The 16,178-nt window shown below is 54.1% G+C and carries 17 protein-coding genes; all 17 read left to right on the top strand.

The genetic code is table 11. The features are described from left to right. The first annotated feature begins 71 nt into the window (after positions 1-71). The 17 genes from DD597_RS24275 (at position 72) to DD597_RS24195 (ending at position 16,058) form a co-directional block, all read left to right on the top strand. Complete coding sequence (locus DD597_RS24275) at positions 72-1,235, top strand: site-specific integrase (protein WP_301741653.1); 1,164 nt, start codon at positions 72-74, stop codon at positions 1,233-1,235. Positions 1,236-1,254: 19 nt separating this feature from the next. After that, positions 1,255-1,731, top strand: a complete 477-nt coding sequence (locus tag DD597_RS24270; protein WP_022649982.1) for a hypothetical protein — start codon at positions 1,255-1,257, stop codon at positions 1,729-1,731. A gap of 146 nt (positions 1,732-1,877) precedes the next feature. Then, on the top strand, positions 1,878-2,714 hold the full coding sequence (locus tag DD597_RS24265) for a hypothetical protein (RefSeq protein WP_022649983.1): 837 nt from the start codon (positions 1,878-1,880) through the stop codon (positions 2,712-2,714). Positions 2,715-2,819: 105 nt separating this feature from the next. Next, entirely contained in the window at positions 2,820-4,025 is a 1,206-nt protein-coding gene (locus DD597_RS24260; protein ID WP_022649984.1) for a conjugal transfer protein TraF, read from the top strand. 108 nt (positions 4,026-4,133) lie between these two features. Next, positions 4,134-4,550 carry a hypothetical protein gene (locus DD597_RS24255; RefSeq protein ID WP_123839394.1) on the top strand — a complete coding sequence of 139 codons (417 nt, stop codon included), beginning with the start codon at positions 4,134-4,136 and terminating at the stop codon, positions 4,548-4,550. Positions 4,551-4,620: 70 nt separating this feature from the next. Then, complete coding sequence (locus DD597_RS24250) at positions 4,621-5,094, top strand: DotD/TraH family lipoprotein (RefSeq protein ID WP_022649985.1); 474 nt, start codon at positions 4,621-4,623, stop codon at positions 5,092-5,094. Continuing rightward, on the top strand, positions 5,091-5,897 hold the full coding sequence (locus tag DD597_RS24245; RefSeq protein ID WP_022649986.1) for a type IV secretory system conjugative DNA transfer family protein: 807 nt from the start codon (positions 5,091-5,093) through the stop codon (positions 5,895-5,897). The genes DD597_RS24250 and DD597_RS24245 overlap by 4 nt, the downstream gene beginning before the upstream one ends. 27 nt (positions 5,898-5,924) lie before the next feature. Next, positions 5,925-7,070, top strand: a complete 1,146-nt coding sequence (traJ, locus tag DD597_RS24240) for a plasmid transfer ATPase TraJ (RefSeq protein WP_032623579.1) — start codon at positions 5,925-5,927, stop codon at positions 7,068-7,070. Continuing rightward, positions 7,067-7,354, top strand: coding sequence for a hypothetical protein (locus tag DD597_RS24235; protein WP_022649988.1), 288 nt, complete (start codon positions 7,067-7,069; stop codon positions 7,352-7,354). Before traJ ends, DD597_RS24235 begins: the two co-directional genes overlap by 4 nt. A 71-nt stretch (positions 7,355-7,425) precedes the next feature. After that, entirely contained in the window at positions 7,426-10,968 is a 3,543-nt protein-coding gene (locus tag DD597_RS24230; RefSeq protein WP_032635082.1) for an LPD7 domain-containing protein, read from the top strand. A 17-nt stretch (positions 10,969-10,985) separates the two neighbouring features. After that, positions 10,986-11,336, top strand: a complete 351-nt coding sequence (locus DD597_RS24225) for a hypothetical protein (protein WP_022649990.1) — start codon at positions 10,986-10,988, stop codon at positions 11,334-11,336. Positions 11,337-11,425: 89 nt separating this feature from the next. Then, a complete protein-coding gene (locus DD597_RS24220; protein ID WP_179297403.1) occupies positions 11,426-12,043 on the top strand; it encodes a DotI/IcmL family type IV secretion protein in 618 nt (205 codons plus the stop codon). Between the two features lie 10 nt (positions 12,044-12,053). Beyond that, entirely contained in the window at positions 12,054-13,034 is a 981-nt protein-coding gene (locus DD597_RS24215; RefSeq protein WP_022649992.1) for a DotH/IcmK family type IV secretion protein, read from the top strand. Further along, on the top strand, positions 13,034-14,341 hold the full coding sequence (gene traO, locus DD597_RS24210) for a conjugal transfer protein TraO (RefSeq protein WP_022649993.1): 1,308 nt from the start codon (positions 13,034-13,036) through the stop codon (positions 14,339-14,341). The genes DD597_RS24215 and traO overlap by 1 nt, the downstream gene beginning before the upstream one ends. Continuing rightward, a complete protein-coding gene (gene traP, locus DD597_RS24205; RefSeq protein WP_123839398.1) occupies positions 14,322-15,095 on the top strand; it encodes a conjugal transfer protein TraP in 774 nt (257 codons plus the stop codon). The genes traO and traP overlap by 20 nt, the downstream gene beginning before the upstream one ends. Next, positions 15,095-15,619 (top strand): conjugal transfer protein TraQ, encoded by a 525-nt coding sequence (gene traQ, locus DD597_RS24200; RefSeq protein WP_022649995.1) that lies wholly within the window; start codon positions 15,095-15,097, stop codon positions 15,617-15,619. The genes traP and traQ overlap by 1 nt, the downstream gene beginning before the upstream one ends. 34 nt (positions 15,620-15,653) lie before the next feature. Then, positions 15,654-16,058, top strand: coding sequence for a DUF6750 family protein (locus DD597_RS24195; protein ID WP_022649996.1), 405 nt, complete (start codon positions 15,654-15,656; stop codon positions 16,056-16,058). The last annotated feature ends 120 nt before the right edge of the window (positions 16,059-16,178 follow it).

The following is a 16,178-nucleotide window of genomic DNA, read 5'->3' as shown; positions in this document are numbered from 1 at the left end:
TCCACACACCGGATTGACAGTGTTATTGCATTTTTCGCACAAGGCTTTATTTTCTTCGCCTTTTGGGAGTAATGATGTCTTCTGTTGCGCGTATTAGAAAAATGTCTCTCAGTCGGGGCCTCGATAAGTATTACGAGTCGGTATCAGTTCACAAAAAGGGACATCTTCAGGAATTTTACCGGGTCAACGTCATTAAGCGTCACCCACTGGCTAACCGGAACATGGATGAGATCACCACAGTTGATATTGCAGCCTACCGTGATGAAAGGCTGATGCAGTTCAACCCAAGGACTGGGAACCCTATCACTGGCAATACAGTAAGGCTTGAACTGGCGCTTTTATCATCTCTATTCGGGATCGCTCGCGTGGAATGGGGAACCTGTCGAAGCAACCCAGTCGAACTGGTACGTAAACCTAAAGTATCCAAAGGTCGTGATCGCCGCCTGACATCCAGTGAAGAGCGCAGACTGTCCCGTTATTTCCGGGAACGAAACTTAATGCTGTATATAATTTTTCATCTCGCGCTTGAGACAGCCATGCGGCAGGGTGAAATCCTTAACCTGCAATGGGAATACATCGACCTGCAGCACGGCGTAGCACATCTGCCCGATACCAAGAATGGCTCATCACGAGATGTTCCTCTCTCACGTAAGGCTCGTAACCTGCTTCAGATGATGCCGGCCCAGCTAAAAGGTAAGTTGTTTTCCTATACGTCATCCGGTTTCAAAAGCGCCTGGCGGAATGCCCTCAAGGAACTCTCTATCGAGAATCTGCATTTTCATGATCTACGGCACGAGGCCATCAGCCGTTTCTTCGAACTCGGTACGCTGAACGTTATGGAGGTCGCAGCTATATCAGGCCATCGCTCGATGAATATGCTAAAACGCTACACCCATCTGAGAGCTTACCAGCTGGTCAGCAAGCTGGACGCGCGACGGCGCCAGACTCAAAAGATCGCCCCCTACTTCGTGCCCTATCCTGCCCAGGTCGAGCAGGACAGCGAAGAATCAGGTGACATCAAGGTAATGCTATGCGATTTCGAAAATCTGACAGTATCAGCGCCGACTCGCGAACTTGCTTTGGCCCGCGCCAGCGAACTGCTACTGCGGACACTGGCTCTTGCAGCCCAGCGCGGCGAACGAGTCCCCGCGCCGGGAGAGCTTCCTGTCAGGACAAACAATCACATCATGATATGTCCGCTTAACCCCGACCTGGCACTGTCGGCCCAGGTATAACTTTTCTTCTGGAGGGGCTGTGTTTCTGATTTTCCTTTCAGCAGTACCACTAACGCTACTGCTGTATTGCCCGATAATGACAATCGTCAGTGCCGTGACGCCCTGGAAAGGGTTCCGAACGGCCTTGGTTCGACATCGTAAGAAGCATTACACAACCCTGCATCTGTCGACATTTGACCGGGTTGGCCATCTTAATCTCCGGCGTGCGGCACGCTTTCACCGGAGCTTTCTGGTCACGTTGCAGCTGGCGCTACAAAGAGACAGCTCGCCGGTGTACTTCACATCCCATCTGATGCGACCGGCACACCTGAAAAGCATGACTATCCTGATGTCAAAAATGGGGGAAACGCACCGCTGGCGCTGCACCACAGTCACGATACCTCCAGCCATCAGAAACGGGATACGGCTGCAAACATTTTTACAGGAATGGCGCTGGATAACCGTACCTGAAACCGGCGTGCTTGTACTCATTCGGCCGCGCCGGAAAGCTCGCTAAAAAAGCAAATACACAAACGTAATTAAAACGAACACGCAAACGCAGTCGATCTACACGATCGAATTAACTCGTTATACATACGCGTCACGATTAATTATTCTTTAACCCACTGAGTAACAAAGTTTAATTTCACTTAAGGGGGCCATGTGGCAAACAGTCTCACAGCAATTTTCACCTCGCTTCTGGCGCTCCCCGACCTTGATCGGAACAGGATTGCAGAACTGCTTCAGCGCAATGATAAGAAGCCCATGCAGACCACATCACTTCGGTTGCGACCTGGTACCCGTCAACTGATTGATGAGCTGTCAGGCAAAATTGGAATTTCTCAGTCAGAGTTGCTGAGTATGGTAATTGAAGGCTCTTTTCGCGATATCTTCCTGCCATTCAGTAATACTGCAATCAGCGTTATAGACCGCTTTGAGCTACTGATGCAGTCACACGAGCTTAGCCCGACAGACATCGCAGAACTGCTGTCGTCATGGAATGTTCGGGTTAGTGTGCTACAGGACAGGGAACGTACAATGGACTATCTGTCCACCCCGCTTCTCCAGGCGCTCGCTGACTGGTTTTTCGTTTCTCCTGGCTGGTTGCTTGGAAGCAACGTTCCCCCTGTCGACACAGGCAGCGCGAGTCATCAATGGCCACAAACGGAAGAAAATTTCCGGGAGGTAATTATTCCTTCAGCCGAAAATAATAATGACAGCATTATTTTCTGGAAGACTGAAAATACAACTGAGGATAAAGATCAGGAACGAAACGGCATATTAATTAAGAAGAAAATATCTTCATCTCAGCTGACATATTTTCCGGTGCTATCCATTATTACGCGCACCCTGAATACAGAGCAGGAATGCTGGAAAGAGCGACTCCTCAGGGAACACGCAGCAACAGGTACTATCCGCCTCGTCACCTTAGGTGCAGGGCTGGCAACAGCACTTGAACACGGAACAACGTTACCCGTACTTATATTCAGACAGCTTTAAACCACGCTGAAAATCTGAATTAAAAAAGAAAAAGGAAATTTTGATGCTGCCGCATCAGGACCTACTTTTGCCCTAAATCCAGACAGGACTACAGGAAATTTACTTATGAAAAAGACTCACATTGCAAAAACACTGATATCTTTCGCCGTCATGATGGCATTTCATGCGGGAGCTGCAACCTCTTATATGGAAGCCCGCAGCGATGCGATGGGCGGGACTGGCGTAGCTTCCGCACATTACGGTACAGCTGCCTTATCCAACCCGGCACTCCTGACGAAATTTGGCGCGAACGATGACTTCAGCCTGGTGCTGCCGTCCGTAGGTGTCCAGGTAGCAGACCCAGATAATGCCATCGATAATACCGATGACGTAAAGGATCTGTGGAACAATTTTGACAATGCAGTTGACCGCCAGAGCGGTGTCAGCGAAAGTGCAGCCGCATTACGCAACAAGTTGGAAGACCTGAAGGACGTAAAAGCAAACGGACAGGTCGGGGCATCTGTCATTGCTACCACTCCTAATAAAGTGCTTCCATTTGCGGTTGTCGTGAAGTCCTGGGGCACCGTTTCCGTAAACGGCAAGGTCAGTGATCACGATCTACAGTATCTCGATAATATCGCCAGCGGCGCCATCCCGTCAGATACGGTAGACAAGGATGCACTAACGTCCCGCGCTTATGGTCGGGCTGCCGTTATCACCGATGTCGGTGTGGCTATGGCGCACGAATTTGAAACAGCGGGACATAGCTGGTCACTGGGGATCACGCCCAAGTATCAACGCATCGATCTTTTCAACTACAGCGCAAAGGTAAACGACTTCGACAAAAATGACCTGAATTCGGATGACTACCGCAATACTAAAACCGGATTTAACGCCGACATCGGTCTGGCAACAAACCTCGGCGACAACTGGATGCTGGGTCTCGCGGTACAGAACATCATCGCCCGCACCGTTGACACTAAAGCAGTGAATGGTGAGAAAGAAACATTCAAAGTAAAACCACAGGCCACTGCAGGCGTGGCATGGAGTAACAGTATCCTGACCACCGCTCTCGATGTGGATCTGACCGAAGCAAGCCGCTTTGAGCGGGATGACAAACGCCAGTTCGCCAGTGTGGGTGCCGAACTGAATGCCTGGAACTGGATGCAGGTACGCGCGGGTTATCGTCAGAACATGGTCTCCAGCGAGGGCAACGCTTTCACTGCGGGTCTGGGCTTCTCTCCTTTCGACGTAGTACATCTGGACCTGACCGGTATTGCAGGAACCGATCGTACCTACGGTGCGGTCGCACAGTTGCAGTTCACGTTCTGATAGTTTAGGGGAAGCCCGCAATGGGCTTCCTCTGCCGTTTCTTTGTGTGTTATCCCCTGTGCACTGGCTGTAATCCCCCCGAACTTTCTCCCGCTGAGACCGTTGAAGATGAAATCTTTCCGATATGTACATGTATTGCATCAGATCAGCAGTGTTGCTTTCAGCAGCCTGATAACTGCGCCAGCCACCGGTTTTTTTATTCTGTTCATGTTATTTGGATTCAACCACTCGCTCGCCGACACCTTCCTTGAACAGGCCCGATCACTTACCGGTGATGCACCACCAGGCATGGTAAGAGAATGTAAACAATCAAACGATAGCGGCCCGCCATCTCCTCTTGTAATGCCTCAGGTATGCAAAACGGTATTAATTGATGAGGATGACTGGAAAGAGCGTGTTGACGATACCATCAGGCAGTTTTATCTCACTTTCTCTGTATTCGGACTTTTATTCTGGATGACCGCAAATAATCAACCATCTGAATTAATTAGCTGGATACGCAGGAAAAGTAAACATCAAAATTAACGGCATCATAAGCCTCGCCCACTGAATCTTCTGGCTTTAATCTCCGTCGCCCCCCGGCAAGGTAACTACCATGAATTGTTTAATGCTTCCCGGCGTGTTGGCCATCTCCCTGCTCGCCGGCTGCCAGTCCTGGACTACGCCATCAACGTCTCCAGTTTCTCCTTCCCCCGACCGTTACGGCGCGGCCTCATCCGTTTCCGTTACCCGTCACACACAGTATCAGATGTGGAATAACGGTGTCTGGTCCGGTTCGAAAACCGCGCCATCATCCATGGAGATCGTTCGCTCCAACAGCGCTGACGTCTCTTTCGACTGGGAAGGTGATGCTGTGGAGCTACTGGATGAACTGGCGCGGGCACGTGGCCTGCAGTTCAACTACAGCGGCGTTCGCCTGCCCTTGCCCGTAACATTGCACGTTCGTGGCATGACGTTCAGCAATGTGTTGCGCGTTATCGAAGCGCAGACCGCATGGCGCGCAACCCTGAATCAGTACCCTGGGCTGCTCCAGCTCAACTTCATGCAACCGGAGACCAGAAAGAAATGAAATGCTTTCTCTTGTTACTATTCCCTGCTCTGCTCCTGACTGGGTGTGCAGGAGAGCGGCCGGCTTCACCGACAGATACAGGGGCACCACCTCCGGATATGCAGGCCTGGCTCAACCCGGAGCGACAAAGACCAGAAGGTCTGTCCGAAACGCGCTGGCAAATGCTTACTGATGCTGGCAGAACACTGGGATTCCGGGGAGGAAAATCCCAGCGGGCATGGGAGTTAACCCAGGCACTCAACGCCCGCGAATCCACCCTCAATGCCCTTTACGATTTCCGTCCACTTATCAGCCCTGAAGGCTGGCTTCCTCCGGTTATTGATGAAGCGCAGGACGTAGCACACATCACTCCTGATCAAATTCGCACAGCCTCAAAAGTCTGGACCATCATCCGACCGGAGCGATTCGTCAGTAACCCGCCCAGCTGGCGCAGCTGGTTACTACGCGGTCTGGCCACCACGGCAACCCCTGGCACAGAAGGTCTGGTTGTGCCGGAAGACAGCGCCCAGAGAAAGGTCTGGGAAGACGCACTGAAAAAAGGCTGGCAGGAAGGTCGCGAAAATGCCGATCTGACCTTTGAGGCCAGCATGAATCAACTCACCCGGGACTATCGCGGCATGATGCTTTATTCCCTGCTCTGGCGACGGGGCATGATTTCCCGGCCGGAAGTCACCGAGCAGCAGCAGACTGTTACTGGCAGTGGTCAGAAGCTCGTTACCGGCGATCGTGTTCGCCGACTCAAATCACATGCATCGTTTGAGCTACAGAAATCACGCTGGCGCCCGTCCGTTACCATCCAGTAAGGAGTTTTCCTCGTGAACATATCAGCTATCCCTGACTCGTTCGGGCTTTTCCCGTTCAGCGGTGCCTATACCGCCGACGAGTTCAGGACATTTTTTGCCTGGTGTTCGGCACATGGAGTCAGTGATGTGGATCTGGTTGGCGGCTCACCAGTTTCAGTGAGTCGTTATGGCCGACGTGAGAGAGTCTCAGACACCATACTGCCGAATATCATGCTGGGAAATATGCTTGACGACCTGCTGGGGCCAGAAGTGCGCCCCCGAGTGCAGGGTGGAAGACCGCTGGACAGAGCCATTCAAATCGACGGCGACATGCATGGGCGATATGGCCTGGAAAGGGGGGAACGCGTGCGGCTACGCGCGCACATCATCCAGGGGACATCTGCCCGGGAAGAAAAGGCTCTCTCCGTCACTCTGCGTGTGATCCCCCACATCATTCCCGATTTTCTGAAGCTGGGTATCGAGCCCGATCTGGCGGCGGCAATGCTGCCAAAAACCGGGCTGGGTCTTATTTGCGGTGAAACGGGTTCGGGTAAATCAACGTTGCAGGCGTCGTTGTATCGCCACTGCCAGGACACACAGCCCGATCGCAAAATTGTGACCTACGAAGATCCAGTAGAGTACATTCTCGGCCGCCCCGACGACCTTCTGCCGCCGCATCAGGCTCAGGTAAGACGTGACGTCGCAAGTTTTGCAGATGGGCTTCGCTCCGCAATGCGCCGAAACCCGGAGGTCATCGGTATCGGGGAAATTCGTGACACGGAAACAGCAGAGGCTTCTGTCCAGGCTGGTGAAAGCGGACATTTAACCATCGGTACACTGCACTCTAAATCACCAGGTGAAACCCTGAACCGACTGCTTGGTCTGTTTCCGCCTCAGATTCGTGATGCACGCGCCTGGGAGATGCTTGGGATGTTACGGTTTATCGTAGTCCAGGTACTTGTCAGAACGACAGACGGCAAACGCCGGGCTCTCCGGGAATACATCGTCTTCGACGATGAGCTACGCGATGCACTACAGAATCTCCCGTCAGAGAAGTGGCCGGCCCACATCGATAACATCCTGAGACTGGAGAAAAGGCGCATTATCGATCAAGTGCGTGAAGGTTACGTAACGGGTGATATAGACAGACACGAAGCGGCACTCTACCTACCGACACAGGAGCTTAGACATTGAAACGAGAAGGATTCTGGCGCTATGCCACACCGCCTGTCACCTTTTTTGGTATCCCGCTGCCGTTCCTTTTGCTGTATCTGGTCTGGTTTCGCTGGCCGTCCATGAAGACGCTGTATATCTGTTCCGCCATTCTGGGATTCTTTGTTGCCCTGAATTTCTTTGGCTGGAGTGTACGGGCTATCTGCCTGCGCGTAATAAGTACCTTCAGGGGAAAGATTGCCTCCGGTCGCCCCTGGTGGTACCGGCATTTTGTTGAAAAACCACGAGACTGGACTGGTCTCTGAACCCGATGTAACCCGTTCGTTCCCCATAGCGCTCCCGCGCTACTCCCTCAATATCTTCCAGGAATGTGACCATGCAAAAAAGTCACCGCGTATGGCTTGCCGTACCTCACGAAGAGAAGGACGACGCCATCAACGCCCACCCGCGTCTCAGCGATGGGCAGAAAGCCCTTAAATGGGACGATGAGCACCGCCTCTGGTATGCCCGACCAGGAGCCGACCTGACCAGGTTCGAGCGATGGATGCCCCGCCCCCATGAACTGTCGATGAATGCGGACGATCCGGTAACAGAGTTTGCTCAAAAACTTGAAGAAGCAGGGCTGCTAGTTAAGGGGCTCCCCGTGATGGATGGAAGCCTTCAGCGCGTACCGACGAAACAGGACAAGAAAGGTTCGAAAAGCGGAGCTTACAAGGCTTACCTGGACGGGCGCCCTGCCGGATGGTACCGCGATTATCGCAGCGCCGACGCTAAACCGACGCAGTGGGTGTTTTCAGGTGGTGGCGAGATGGATCCGCTTGCGCGTCTTCATCTCCGTGCACACGCCCAGCAAACGCGTGAAGACAATGCCCGTGCTCTGGAGCAACAGTACAACCGGCAGGCGGAGTACGCCGCCCGATATGTTGACCGCTACCCGCAGGCTACAACGAACGCCTATCTGACCCGTAAGGGTGTGGAGGCTGCGCCGGGTATAAGAATCAACGATAAGCAAGAACTTGTGATCCCCTTCAGCAATGCGCATGGCGACATACGCTCTTACCAGCGTATTCCGCTCACCGGCGGAAAAGACGCCCGCATCCTTAAAGACAGTGAAAAAACAGGTAACTGGTTTGCACTGGGGACGCCACAGAATGGCCTGCCTTTGCTGTTTGCTGAAGGATATGCCACAGCAGCCTCTCTGCATGAGGCATCAGGTCTGCCGGTACTGATGACGGTTGATGCGGGAAACATGATTGCCGTTGGCCAGAATGCTCGTGCCGTTTGGCCTGACAGTCCTTTTATTTTCTGTGCAGACAATGATCATCAGCTGAAGAATGCGCAGACAGGACAACCTGAAAATAAGGGCATCCTGAGCGCTGAGAAAGCGGCAGAACTCACGGGCGGCAGAGTCATCGCCCCTGATTTCACCGAAGAAGAAAAAGCACGCTTGCTGACGGACTTCAACGATCTCGATATCAGCAGGGGCAGAGAAGCCTTCCGTGAGCACATCAGCGACCGCCTCAGGTCTGCCGGCATCGATATCCGGACAGACTACGCACCCAACGATGCACAATTTCTCTCACAACAGGACCCAAAAATGGAAAATCTGGAAAGTCAGGAATCCGGCCAGTCTTCGATTGCCCCGGATGAACCTGTCGTTATTCCGTCTGAAAGCCACAGGCAGGATGAGTCAGTAAACCCAGCGCCTCCCGCCCCGCCTGAACCTGAAATAATCTCTCCGGCAGCGGTGATGCCGCCCGATGAAGCCAGTATCAGTGCGGCACCGGTTGAGAATAAGGCTGAACACGATGAACCCGCCCCCACGTCCCTGCGAGACGCTGATGTTTTAATTCCTGATACGCAGAGCACCACGGACGTGACGATCGCGACATCTTCTGCGGATGCCGGTCAGCGTAGTCATAGTGCCATCGAATCAGGATCGAATATACCGGTCCCTGGCCTCGATGATTATGCAGACATACGCGCGCAGATGGACGACCCACAATTTGCTGAATGGGTGAACAGTCAGTCTGATGACATTCCCCATATGCCTGCTCAGGAACGACAGACAGACCATGAACTGTCAGAAACGGGCAAACAAACCCTGAAGCCTGAGGCTGCGTCACATGAAACAGACGCTGAGTCTCCGGAGCCGATCGTTCCTGAATTACCAATCCCTCCACAGTCCCCCGGAGCAACATCAACCGGGCAAAAACAGGAGCAGACGCAAACTGCCGATGTGGATCCAAACACGTCAGAGCCCTCCCCGGGCAGGAAGGAAACGGCAGAGAGTGAGATGCATGAAGCGGATGGGCTTGTCTACGGACCGCGAAGGCCGGAACCGCTTCAGCGAGAAGATCTCGATGAAATCATTAAAGCCCTGTCAACGGAAGAACAGCGTGACAATAAGGTGCTTTACCGTCTCGACGGGGAAGATGCGTTTCACGATCTCGGCAACCGTCTCGAAATGTGTAACGGTGCGAGTGAGGACAAGCGCAAGGTGCTCGCCGCGCTGGCCGTGGCATCACGCTATTACGGCGGTGTGGTGGAGCTCACCGGCAGTACGCAGTTTAAAGAGCAGGCCATGCGGCTCATTATTGAATATGACCTCGATATCCGAATGAAGCTGCCTGCGCAGCGCGCGCAGCTTGAGACTATGCGGCAACAGTTTGGGGCAACCAGGGATTCAGTCACAACACATATTCCTACGCCGGATCTGAACCGACAGACTCCATCACCTGATGCCGCATCGCCAGTGTCACCGGCAACAGCCGCCCCCGAAGCTGTTACCCCTGACGCTCCGGGCATACCCGTGCCCCCCGTATCACCCACGCCGTCAGCACAGGCAACTGCCGCAAAGCAGCCTGCCGTTTCACCCTCAACAGAGCCTGTAGCGCCTAAGCAGGCCGACAGCATCCGGGTCCCTGATATGCCCGCTGAGCCCGCCCCCTCTGCACTGAAACCAGGCCAGAGCGTCACGGCGGTCCTCAAGAACTTTGGTGAAGCGATGTACGAAAATAAAGAGCAAAAGGGCAAGAGCTTCTTTATCGAGCTACAGAACCGCGGTGGAAGTCATACCTACTGGGGGCAGGATTTACGGGAGTTGATCGCGCACCACAAAACCGGCGATGTGGTCACGCTGACGCTCAATTCCCGTGACAGCTGGCAGGTACCTGGTGAGGAAAAAGAGCGCGTAAAAAATAACTGGTCATTGACGTCCGCCTCAACAGGTCTTGCCGTGGCACATGATCGACCGGAGCAGGGACAGCCTCTTCAGGCTTTCCCGGTCGATACGTTTGGCCGCCTCACACAGCAAATCCGACAGGCTTGGCCTGAGTACACCACAGACCTGAAGCTGCCACCTCGCCTGGAAGAGCGTCAGTTTTATCTGGGCGAAGACAGGCATCCTGTAAAGTCACCGGTAGCCGCGGCCAGCATTTCGCCACCGTCCACGGAAGCACCAGACAGGCTGGTACCCGTCATGGCCTCTATGGACACACAGTCAAACCAGTTAGATCTGCTGCTTGTCCAGTCTGCGGGGGAACACCTGCAGGGGATGGTTCGTCTGGATGGCACGCTGTATCCGGCACTGGCCACGCCAACCACAGACAACAGTCAGCTGGTTATTAATGCCATCACCGATGACGGTCCCCGCTTTGTAGGCTACGGACAGGCGGTGAATTTCGAACCCGACGGCACCACCCGTGCCGCACCTCAGCTGATGACGTTCCACCTGAAAGGTCGGGAAGAGGATACACCGCTTCCCGCCCGGCTCTACACACCGGAAAAACAGGCAGATACCTTGTTCCAGCGCCTCGGTTTTGAACAGACCTGGAAACAATGGGATGACGCCCGAAAGCCGGAGGGCAGACAGGAAAAAGCGCTTCATCAGGAACACTCCCACAGCCCCGGCCGCTAAGCCGATAAGGAGAGAGAATGCGATATCACATGCTTAAAGCCGGACTTTTGTCCGGCTTCATGCTTTTTTCTGCCGCCGCTGCGGCGGCAACCTGCCGAGCAGGAAGTGCTGCTGAAGCGGGTAGCCAGGCTGGTTATGAGCGAGCCAGGGCGGCCGCAACAGCCTGGGAACAGCGCGAAAGCAATGTCTCATCCTCCCTGCAGTCCTGTCTGTCCCGTATCAAGAACGTCAAGGTGACCCTGCCGCAATTCCCCGGGCTCGATGAAATCATTTCGCAACTGGAAAATAAGGTCTGCGAAGCGGCCCTGGATAAAGTCAACGAACAGATCCCAGACAACATCGATCCCTGGAAAAACTTCAACTCCTGAAACCTATGACAAAACAGACACAATCAGCCCCCCCTGCAAAGGGGCGGGCCCCCTCCCCTGCGGAGGATCCGCTGAAAAACGCCGTGAACATGATGAAAACGGCAGAAAAACGCCAGAAAATGGCACCAGAGCTGATGAAGAGTAACCTCCTGCTGGGGAGTGGCCTGCTTATCAGCATCATCCTCAATGCTGGCCTGACCTGGGCTCTGATACAACAGCCACGGGATTACTTTGCCACCGACAGTGGGCGCCTGGTTCGCCTGGCTCCCACTTCCGAACCAGCATGGAGCCAGGACGATGCCATCGCCTTTGGCAGCAAGGCTCTGATGCGGGCCTTTAACCTGGACTTCGTTCATTATCGTGAACAGGTATCCTCTACAGCATCGCTGTTCTCTGAAGCAGGACACGCCAGTTACATCCAGGCGCTAACCAACTCCAATATCTACGATGCCCTGAAACGCGAGCGTATGAATCTTACCGGTTCCGTAGGGGCTGGTGTCGTCATCCGGCGTGGGCGTCTGTCTGACGGAACCTGGTTCTGGACAATGCAGTATCCGGTACGTTTGCGCCTGGTTGGGCAGACGACCAGCAAGCCTGAACAACCGTTTGTTTTCGAAATTACCATCCAGCGCGTAGATCCACGACAGAAACCCGTCGGGATGGAAATCCGCCAGATGATCTCACGCAACGCTCCCCGCAATCTCTGAGGCTCCCGCCATGAAACTTCGTTATCTCATGACCACACTACTGCTGTGTGGTCCGGCCCTCGTAGCCGCCGCTGACAATACTGGCTGGCAGGATGCCAGGACGCCTGGTGCAACAACTGCCGCCGCTCCTCAGGGGGCAGAAGCGCAAACAACAGGTGTACCGGCAACCCGGATTAGTGGAGAGCTCCCGCCCCCGGAACAAAGCTCGCCGCTGGTAGATGAGGCAGCAGGTTTAGACTCGCCTCTGTCAGCGGATGAGATACGCGAATTGAGGCTTCGACTGACCGACAACGAGCGTTCTGTAAATGCCCCAATGATAAGCGTGGTTCCGCGTATCAGTTCATTAACCCTCAATCTTTCTCCAGGCGCCAGTATCCCGCTGGTACGCACGGCCATGAATAACCAGAGCGTCGTCACCCTGACGGACATCAATGGCGCACCGTGGCCACAGTCAGATCCGCCAATTAATGCCAGCCCGAAGAGTTTTGATGTGAAGTTCAATGCTGGAACCAACATGCTGGCCATAACACCACTGCGCCCGTGGGCTGCGGGGAATATTTCCGTATATCTGAAAGGGCTTGATGTTCCAATCATGATCAATGTGACAAGTGGTGAGACAGACACCCGTACTGCCAGTCAGGAGATCGACAGTCGGCTGGATTTACGCGTCCCGCGTCTGGGTCCTGGCTCAGCAGCCCCGGGCGTACCCGTCGATAAAATCGCACTCCACAGCGCCACGTTGCAGGCTTTTCTGGATGGCACACCACCAGAAGATGCCCGTCGCCTTAAATTCCAGGGCAACGTCCCTGACACTGCGATCTGGCAAAGCGGTGATGATCTGATGGTCCGTTCCCGCGCAATGCTGCGCGACGAGTTTGAACAGACACTCTCTTCAGCGGATGGTACGCATCTCTGGAAACTCCCCGTCACCCCGTTACTGACCTTCTCAGTAAACGGGAAATCCGTTCACGTCACGCCGGAGCTTCAGTAATGAGCGCAGAACAGGATGCCGGTAAGAACGGCAAAAAACTTTTTTCAATAATTGGATTTAGTGCCCTGGTTTTAGTGACCGCGGGTTATCTGGCCATGTCGTGGCTGACACATGACCCTTCAGGAACAGATTCTGCCGTCAACCTTAACGGTACGGCCTCAAGTGCCGTAACCACCACGACGGAGAGCCCGCGTTACCGTGAACTGCTTAAAGCCTCAAACGATTTAGGCGCGCAGGAAGCCGCACGGACCGATTCATCCTTCATCGCCAGTCTCCCGGTCGGCCTTGAAGTCACGGAACCCCCTCCGGATAAGGTGCCAGAAACAAAACCGGTGGACCTGCCACCTCCGCCGCCAGCAGCATCACGCCATGCGGAAAACCCGGCCGGAGAAGAGCAGGCAAACGAAAAGCGCCAGGCTCAACTGCAAAAACTGCTTAAGCGGATCAGTGACGCACAGACTGGCGGCGATGCACCGGTGCTGGCAACTGCCCTGGCAAGTGTTACGCAGACATCGCCAGCGACTGGCACAAGAAACCTGGCAGAGACAAAAACTGAAACAGAGAGTGCACAGGTCTTCATCCACGCACTTACGCGTGCGGCCGGTTATATGGAGACTGCCGTGGATTCAGATAACCCCAACTCAGAGGTTGTTGCGGTTATTCCTGCCGGGCCGCTGGCTGGCGCAAGACTTCACAGTTCGTCAGCAAAACTTGCCGGCAATGGACTGGATATCAGATTTACCAGTATGAGTTGGAACGGCATGGAGCTGAACGTCAATGCAAGCGCACAGAGTGAGAAAAACCTGATGTCTTCTGTGGCCTCCGATGTTAACCATCGATGGGGAACACACATCGTTCTGCCCGCTGTACTGGGAGGTCTTGGTGATCTTGGCGGTCTGTACAAGGATGCTAACACTCAGGTTATGCAGTCCAGTGTCGGTACCGTCACCGGACGAGTGGGTAAACCTGATGGCAGCACAGTGGCTGGTGTAATGGTTGGCGGCACAGCCCAGACCGGGGCGGAAGTCATCAAACAGGAGATGGCCCGTGAGCCGTTCCGCCAGGTCACCGTGAAGCAGAAAGAAGTTATCTCCATTCTCTTCGTTGACTCGGTTACTTCTGACGACATTGTCAGCAGTAATAAAGCGGCTCGTCCCGCAATCAATAGCACCTTATCAGCACCCGCTGCCGCAGAGCAGCAAACCGAAACCCGCCTGCAGGAAGCCATCGCGCGCCGCCAGGCTGAAATCCGTCGTCAGTATGGCGATACCGTACCCGTGAGGAACAATGATGAACCAGAAAATTGATATGCCTGAAGAAGAAACACTGGAAAGCGAGGATGATTTTGGCGCGCCAGATCCTCGCGAGAAACCGCCCTTCTGGAAGCGAGACCTGCTGTTTGGCTATTCTCTGCCGTGGCTTCTCGGGATAACGCTTCTGGCAGTGGCCAGCCTCTGGTACCTGTTCGGTCCATCACTGTCATTGACGAATAATACGCCGTCTGAAACCAGCTTCAGTGAAGTTGAAAATACACTCGACGGTGCACAGCATAGTACGGTTGAGTCTGTTCCGCAGCAGGCTGTCTCGCCAGCCGCGGCGCAACCGGCGGCACATACGTCCCTGCCAATGGCTCAGGACGACAGGGCGAGCATGATGACGGATATCCGTGACGAGCTGAACGATCGTGACCGCAAGATAAATGACTCTCTGACGTCGCTTAAAGACAGCGTTACGCGCCTGTCTGATGCTATCAAAAGGGATGAGGCTTACGCAGTAGAAACGCGTGCACAGCTTAATGAGCTGACACAGAAGCTGGCTGTTCTGGAAACCCGCGTAAGCACCTCTGATGCCTCAAAAACAGCTTCCCGGCCCCAAAAACGGCAGACAACCAGTGCTGTTGCAGGCATGAAAATCATGTCGCTGGAAGCAGGAATGGCGTGGATCAAATGGCAGGGCAGTACCTGGTCAGTCCGGGAGGGGGATACGCTGGGTAAAGTCACTATTCGTCAGATTGATCCTGCCACGCGCTCTGTGGTGACAACCGGAGGAACCCTGCGCTAATGGCACTGGATGCCGTCACGCTAATAGAGAATCTTGCTTCGGGCATCTTCACCGCTGGGCTGGATTTATTATTCAGCTGGTCCGAGATGATTGGTTTTTTTGGCCTCATCGCACTTCTGACCCGGCAACGTTCCAGTCGAAGTCCATTGTCCCCGGGCAAGTTTGCTATTGGCCTTTTTTCCTGCGCCGCGCTGGTATCTCTCCCCTCCATCATTAATGCCAGTGGTGCGCAGCTTGGCTTTGGCGCCACATCTTTTGATGCAATCGCGTATGTGCAACCCGCCACCTACGGCGTTGCTGCCGGGGCTGCTAACGCCGTACTTTCTCTGGTCCGGCTAGCAGGAGTGGGGTTTGTCTATGCGGCACTCGATATGTTTCGACGATCAGAGCTTGAGGGGCACACCGCACTCAGTTCAAGTGAAAGCATTCGCGCTGCGACAGTAAAACTGTTTGCAGGGACCGGTATGGTCTTTTCACCTCAGCTCATCGATGCCGCACTTGCCACTCTCGGCCTCTCTTTTTAACACACTTCGTTTTTTTATAACCCAAGGAGACACTATGTCACTTTTCCGTGCTATTTCCGCGCGTCTTTATGCCGTCGTTATTTTCTGCCAGCTGACCATGATGCAGTGCCGCGAGCGCATGATTCAGGGGCTGTGTGCTCTGGTCACGTTCCTGTTACCCGGCATGGCCTTCGCTGATGGCGATCTCGCCGATATGTTTGGTAGCGCCGCCTCTGGTGCCAAAAGCGGTAAAACTTCCGGCCTGGAAATTGCCCAGGCGATCGGTGTGTTCATCTTCATCGGTTCCCTGCTGTCCTTCAAAAAAGTGGGCACCAATCCGCAGATCACTGTGGGCCGCTGCTGTGCAGGTCTGGCCATCGGCGCACTACTGGCCGTAGTCCCTGAAATTATGGGACGAACCCAGAAACAGCTCGGTACCAGCTCTGTCAATATCAGCTAACCACAGGAAAGGGTCGGTGTTTACCGACCCTTTCAGGAGAAAACGATGAGCAAAAAGAAAAAGACACCTGACTGTCCATGGCTACATCCGCTTCCGGTTCCTGATGTTGTCCATTCCACA

The organism is Enterobacter cloacae complex sp. 677-3DZ2D5B (assembly GCF_004136695.1).
GTDB classification, from domain to species: Bacteria; Pseudomonadota; Gammaproteobacteria; order Enterobacterales; family Enterobacteriaceae; genus Enterobacter; species Enterobacter hormaechei_C.
The sequence above is the reverse complement of the archived record's forward strand: the minus strand, read 5'-3'. Positions and strand labels throughout refer to the sequence as shown.

Coding starts and splice junctions, on each gene's coding strand:
- DD597_RS24245 (WP_022649986.1), top strand. CDS start 5,091: ATGAAATGCTTTCTCTTGTTACTATTCCCTGCTCTGCTCCTGACTGGG.
- DD597_RS24230 (WP_032635082.1), top strand. CDS start 7,426: ATGCAAAAAAGTCACCGCGTATGGCTTGCCGTACCTCACGAAGAGAAG.
- DD597_RS24195 (WP_022649996.1), top strand. CDS start 15,654: ATGTCACTTTTCCGTGCTATTTCCGCGCGTCTTTATGCCGTCGTTATT.
- DD597_RS24220 (WP_179297403.1), top strand. CDS start 11,426: ATGATGAAAACGGCAGAAAAACGCCAGAAAATGGCACCAGAGCTGATG.
- DD597_RS24225 (WP_022649990.1), top strand. CDS start 10,986: ATGCGATATCACATGCTTAAAGCCGGACTTTTGTCCGGCTTCATGCTT.
- DD597_RS24250 (WP_022649985.1), top strand. CDS start 4,621: ATGAATTGTTTAATGCTTCCCGGCGTGTTGGCCATCTCCCTGCTCGCC.
- traP (WP_123839398.1), top strand. CDS start 14,322: ATGATGAACCAGAAAATTGATATGCCTGAAGAAGAAACACTGGAAAGC.
- traO (WP_022649993.1), top strand. CDS start 13,034: ATGAGCGCAGAACAGGATGCCGGTAAGAACGGCAAAAAACTTTTTTCA.
- traQ (WP_022649995.1), top strand. CDS start 15,095: ATGGCACTGGATGCCGTCACGCTAATAGAGAATCTTGCTTCGGGCATC.
- DD597_RS24255 (WP_123839394.1), top strand. CDS start 4,134: ATGAAATCTTTCCGATATGTACATGTATTGCATCAGATCAGCAGTGTT.
- DD597_RS24215 (WP_022649992.1), top strand. CDS start 12,054: ATGAAACTTCGTTATCTCATGACCACACTACTGCTGTGTGGTCCGGCC.
- DD597_RS24260 (WP_022649984.1), top strand. CDS start 2,820: ATGAAAAAGACTCACATTGCAAAAACACTGATATCTTTCGCCGTCATG.
- DD597_RS24275 (WP_301741653.1), top strand. CDS start 72: ATGATGTCTTCTGTTGCGCGTATTAGAAAAATGTCTCTCAGTCGGGGC.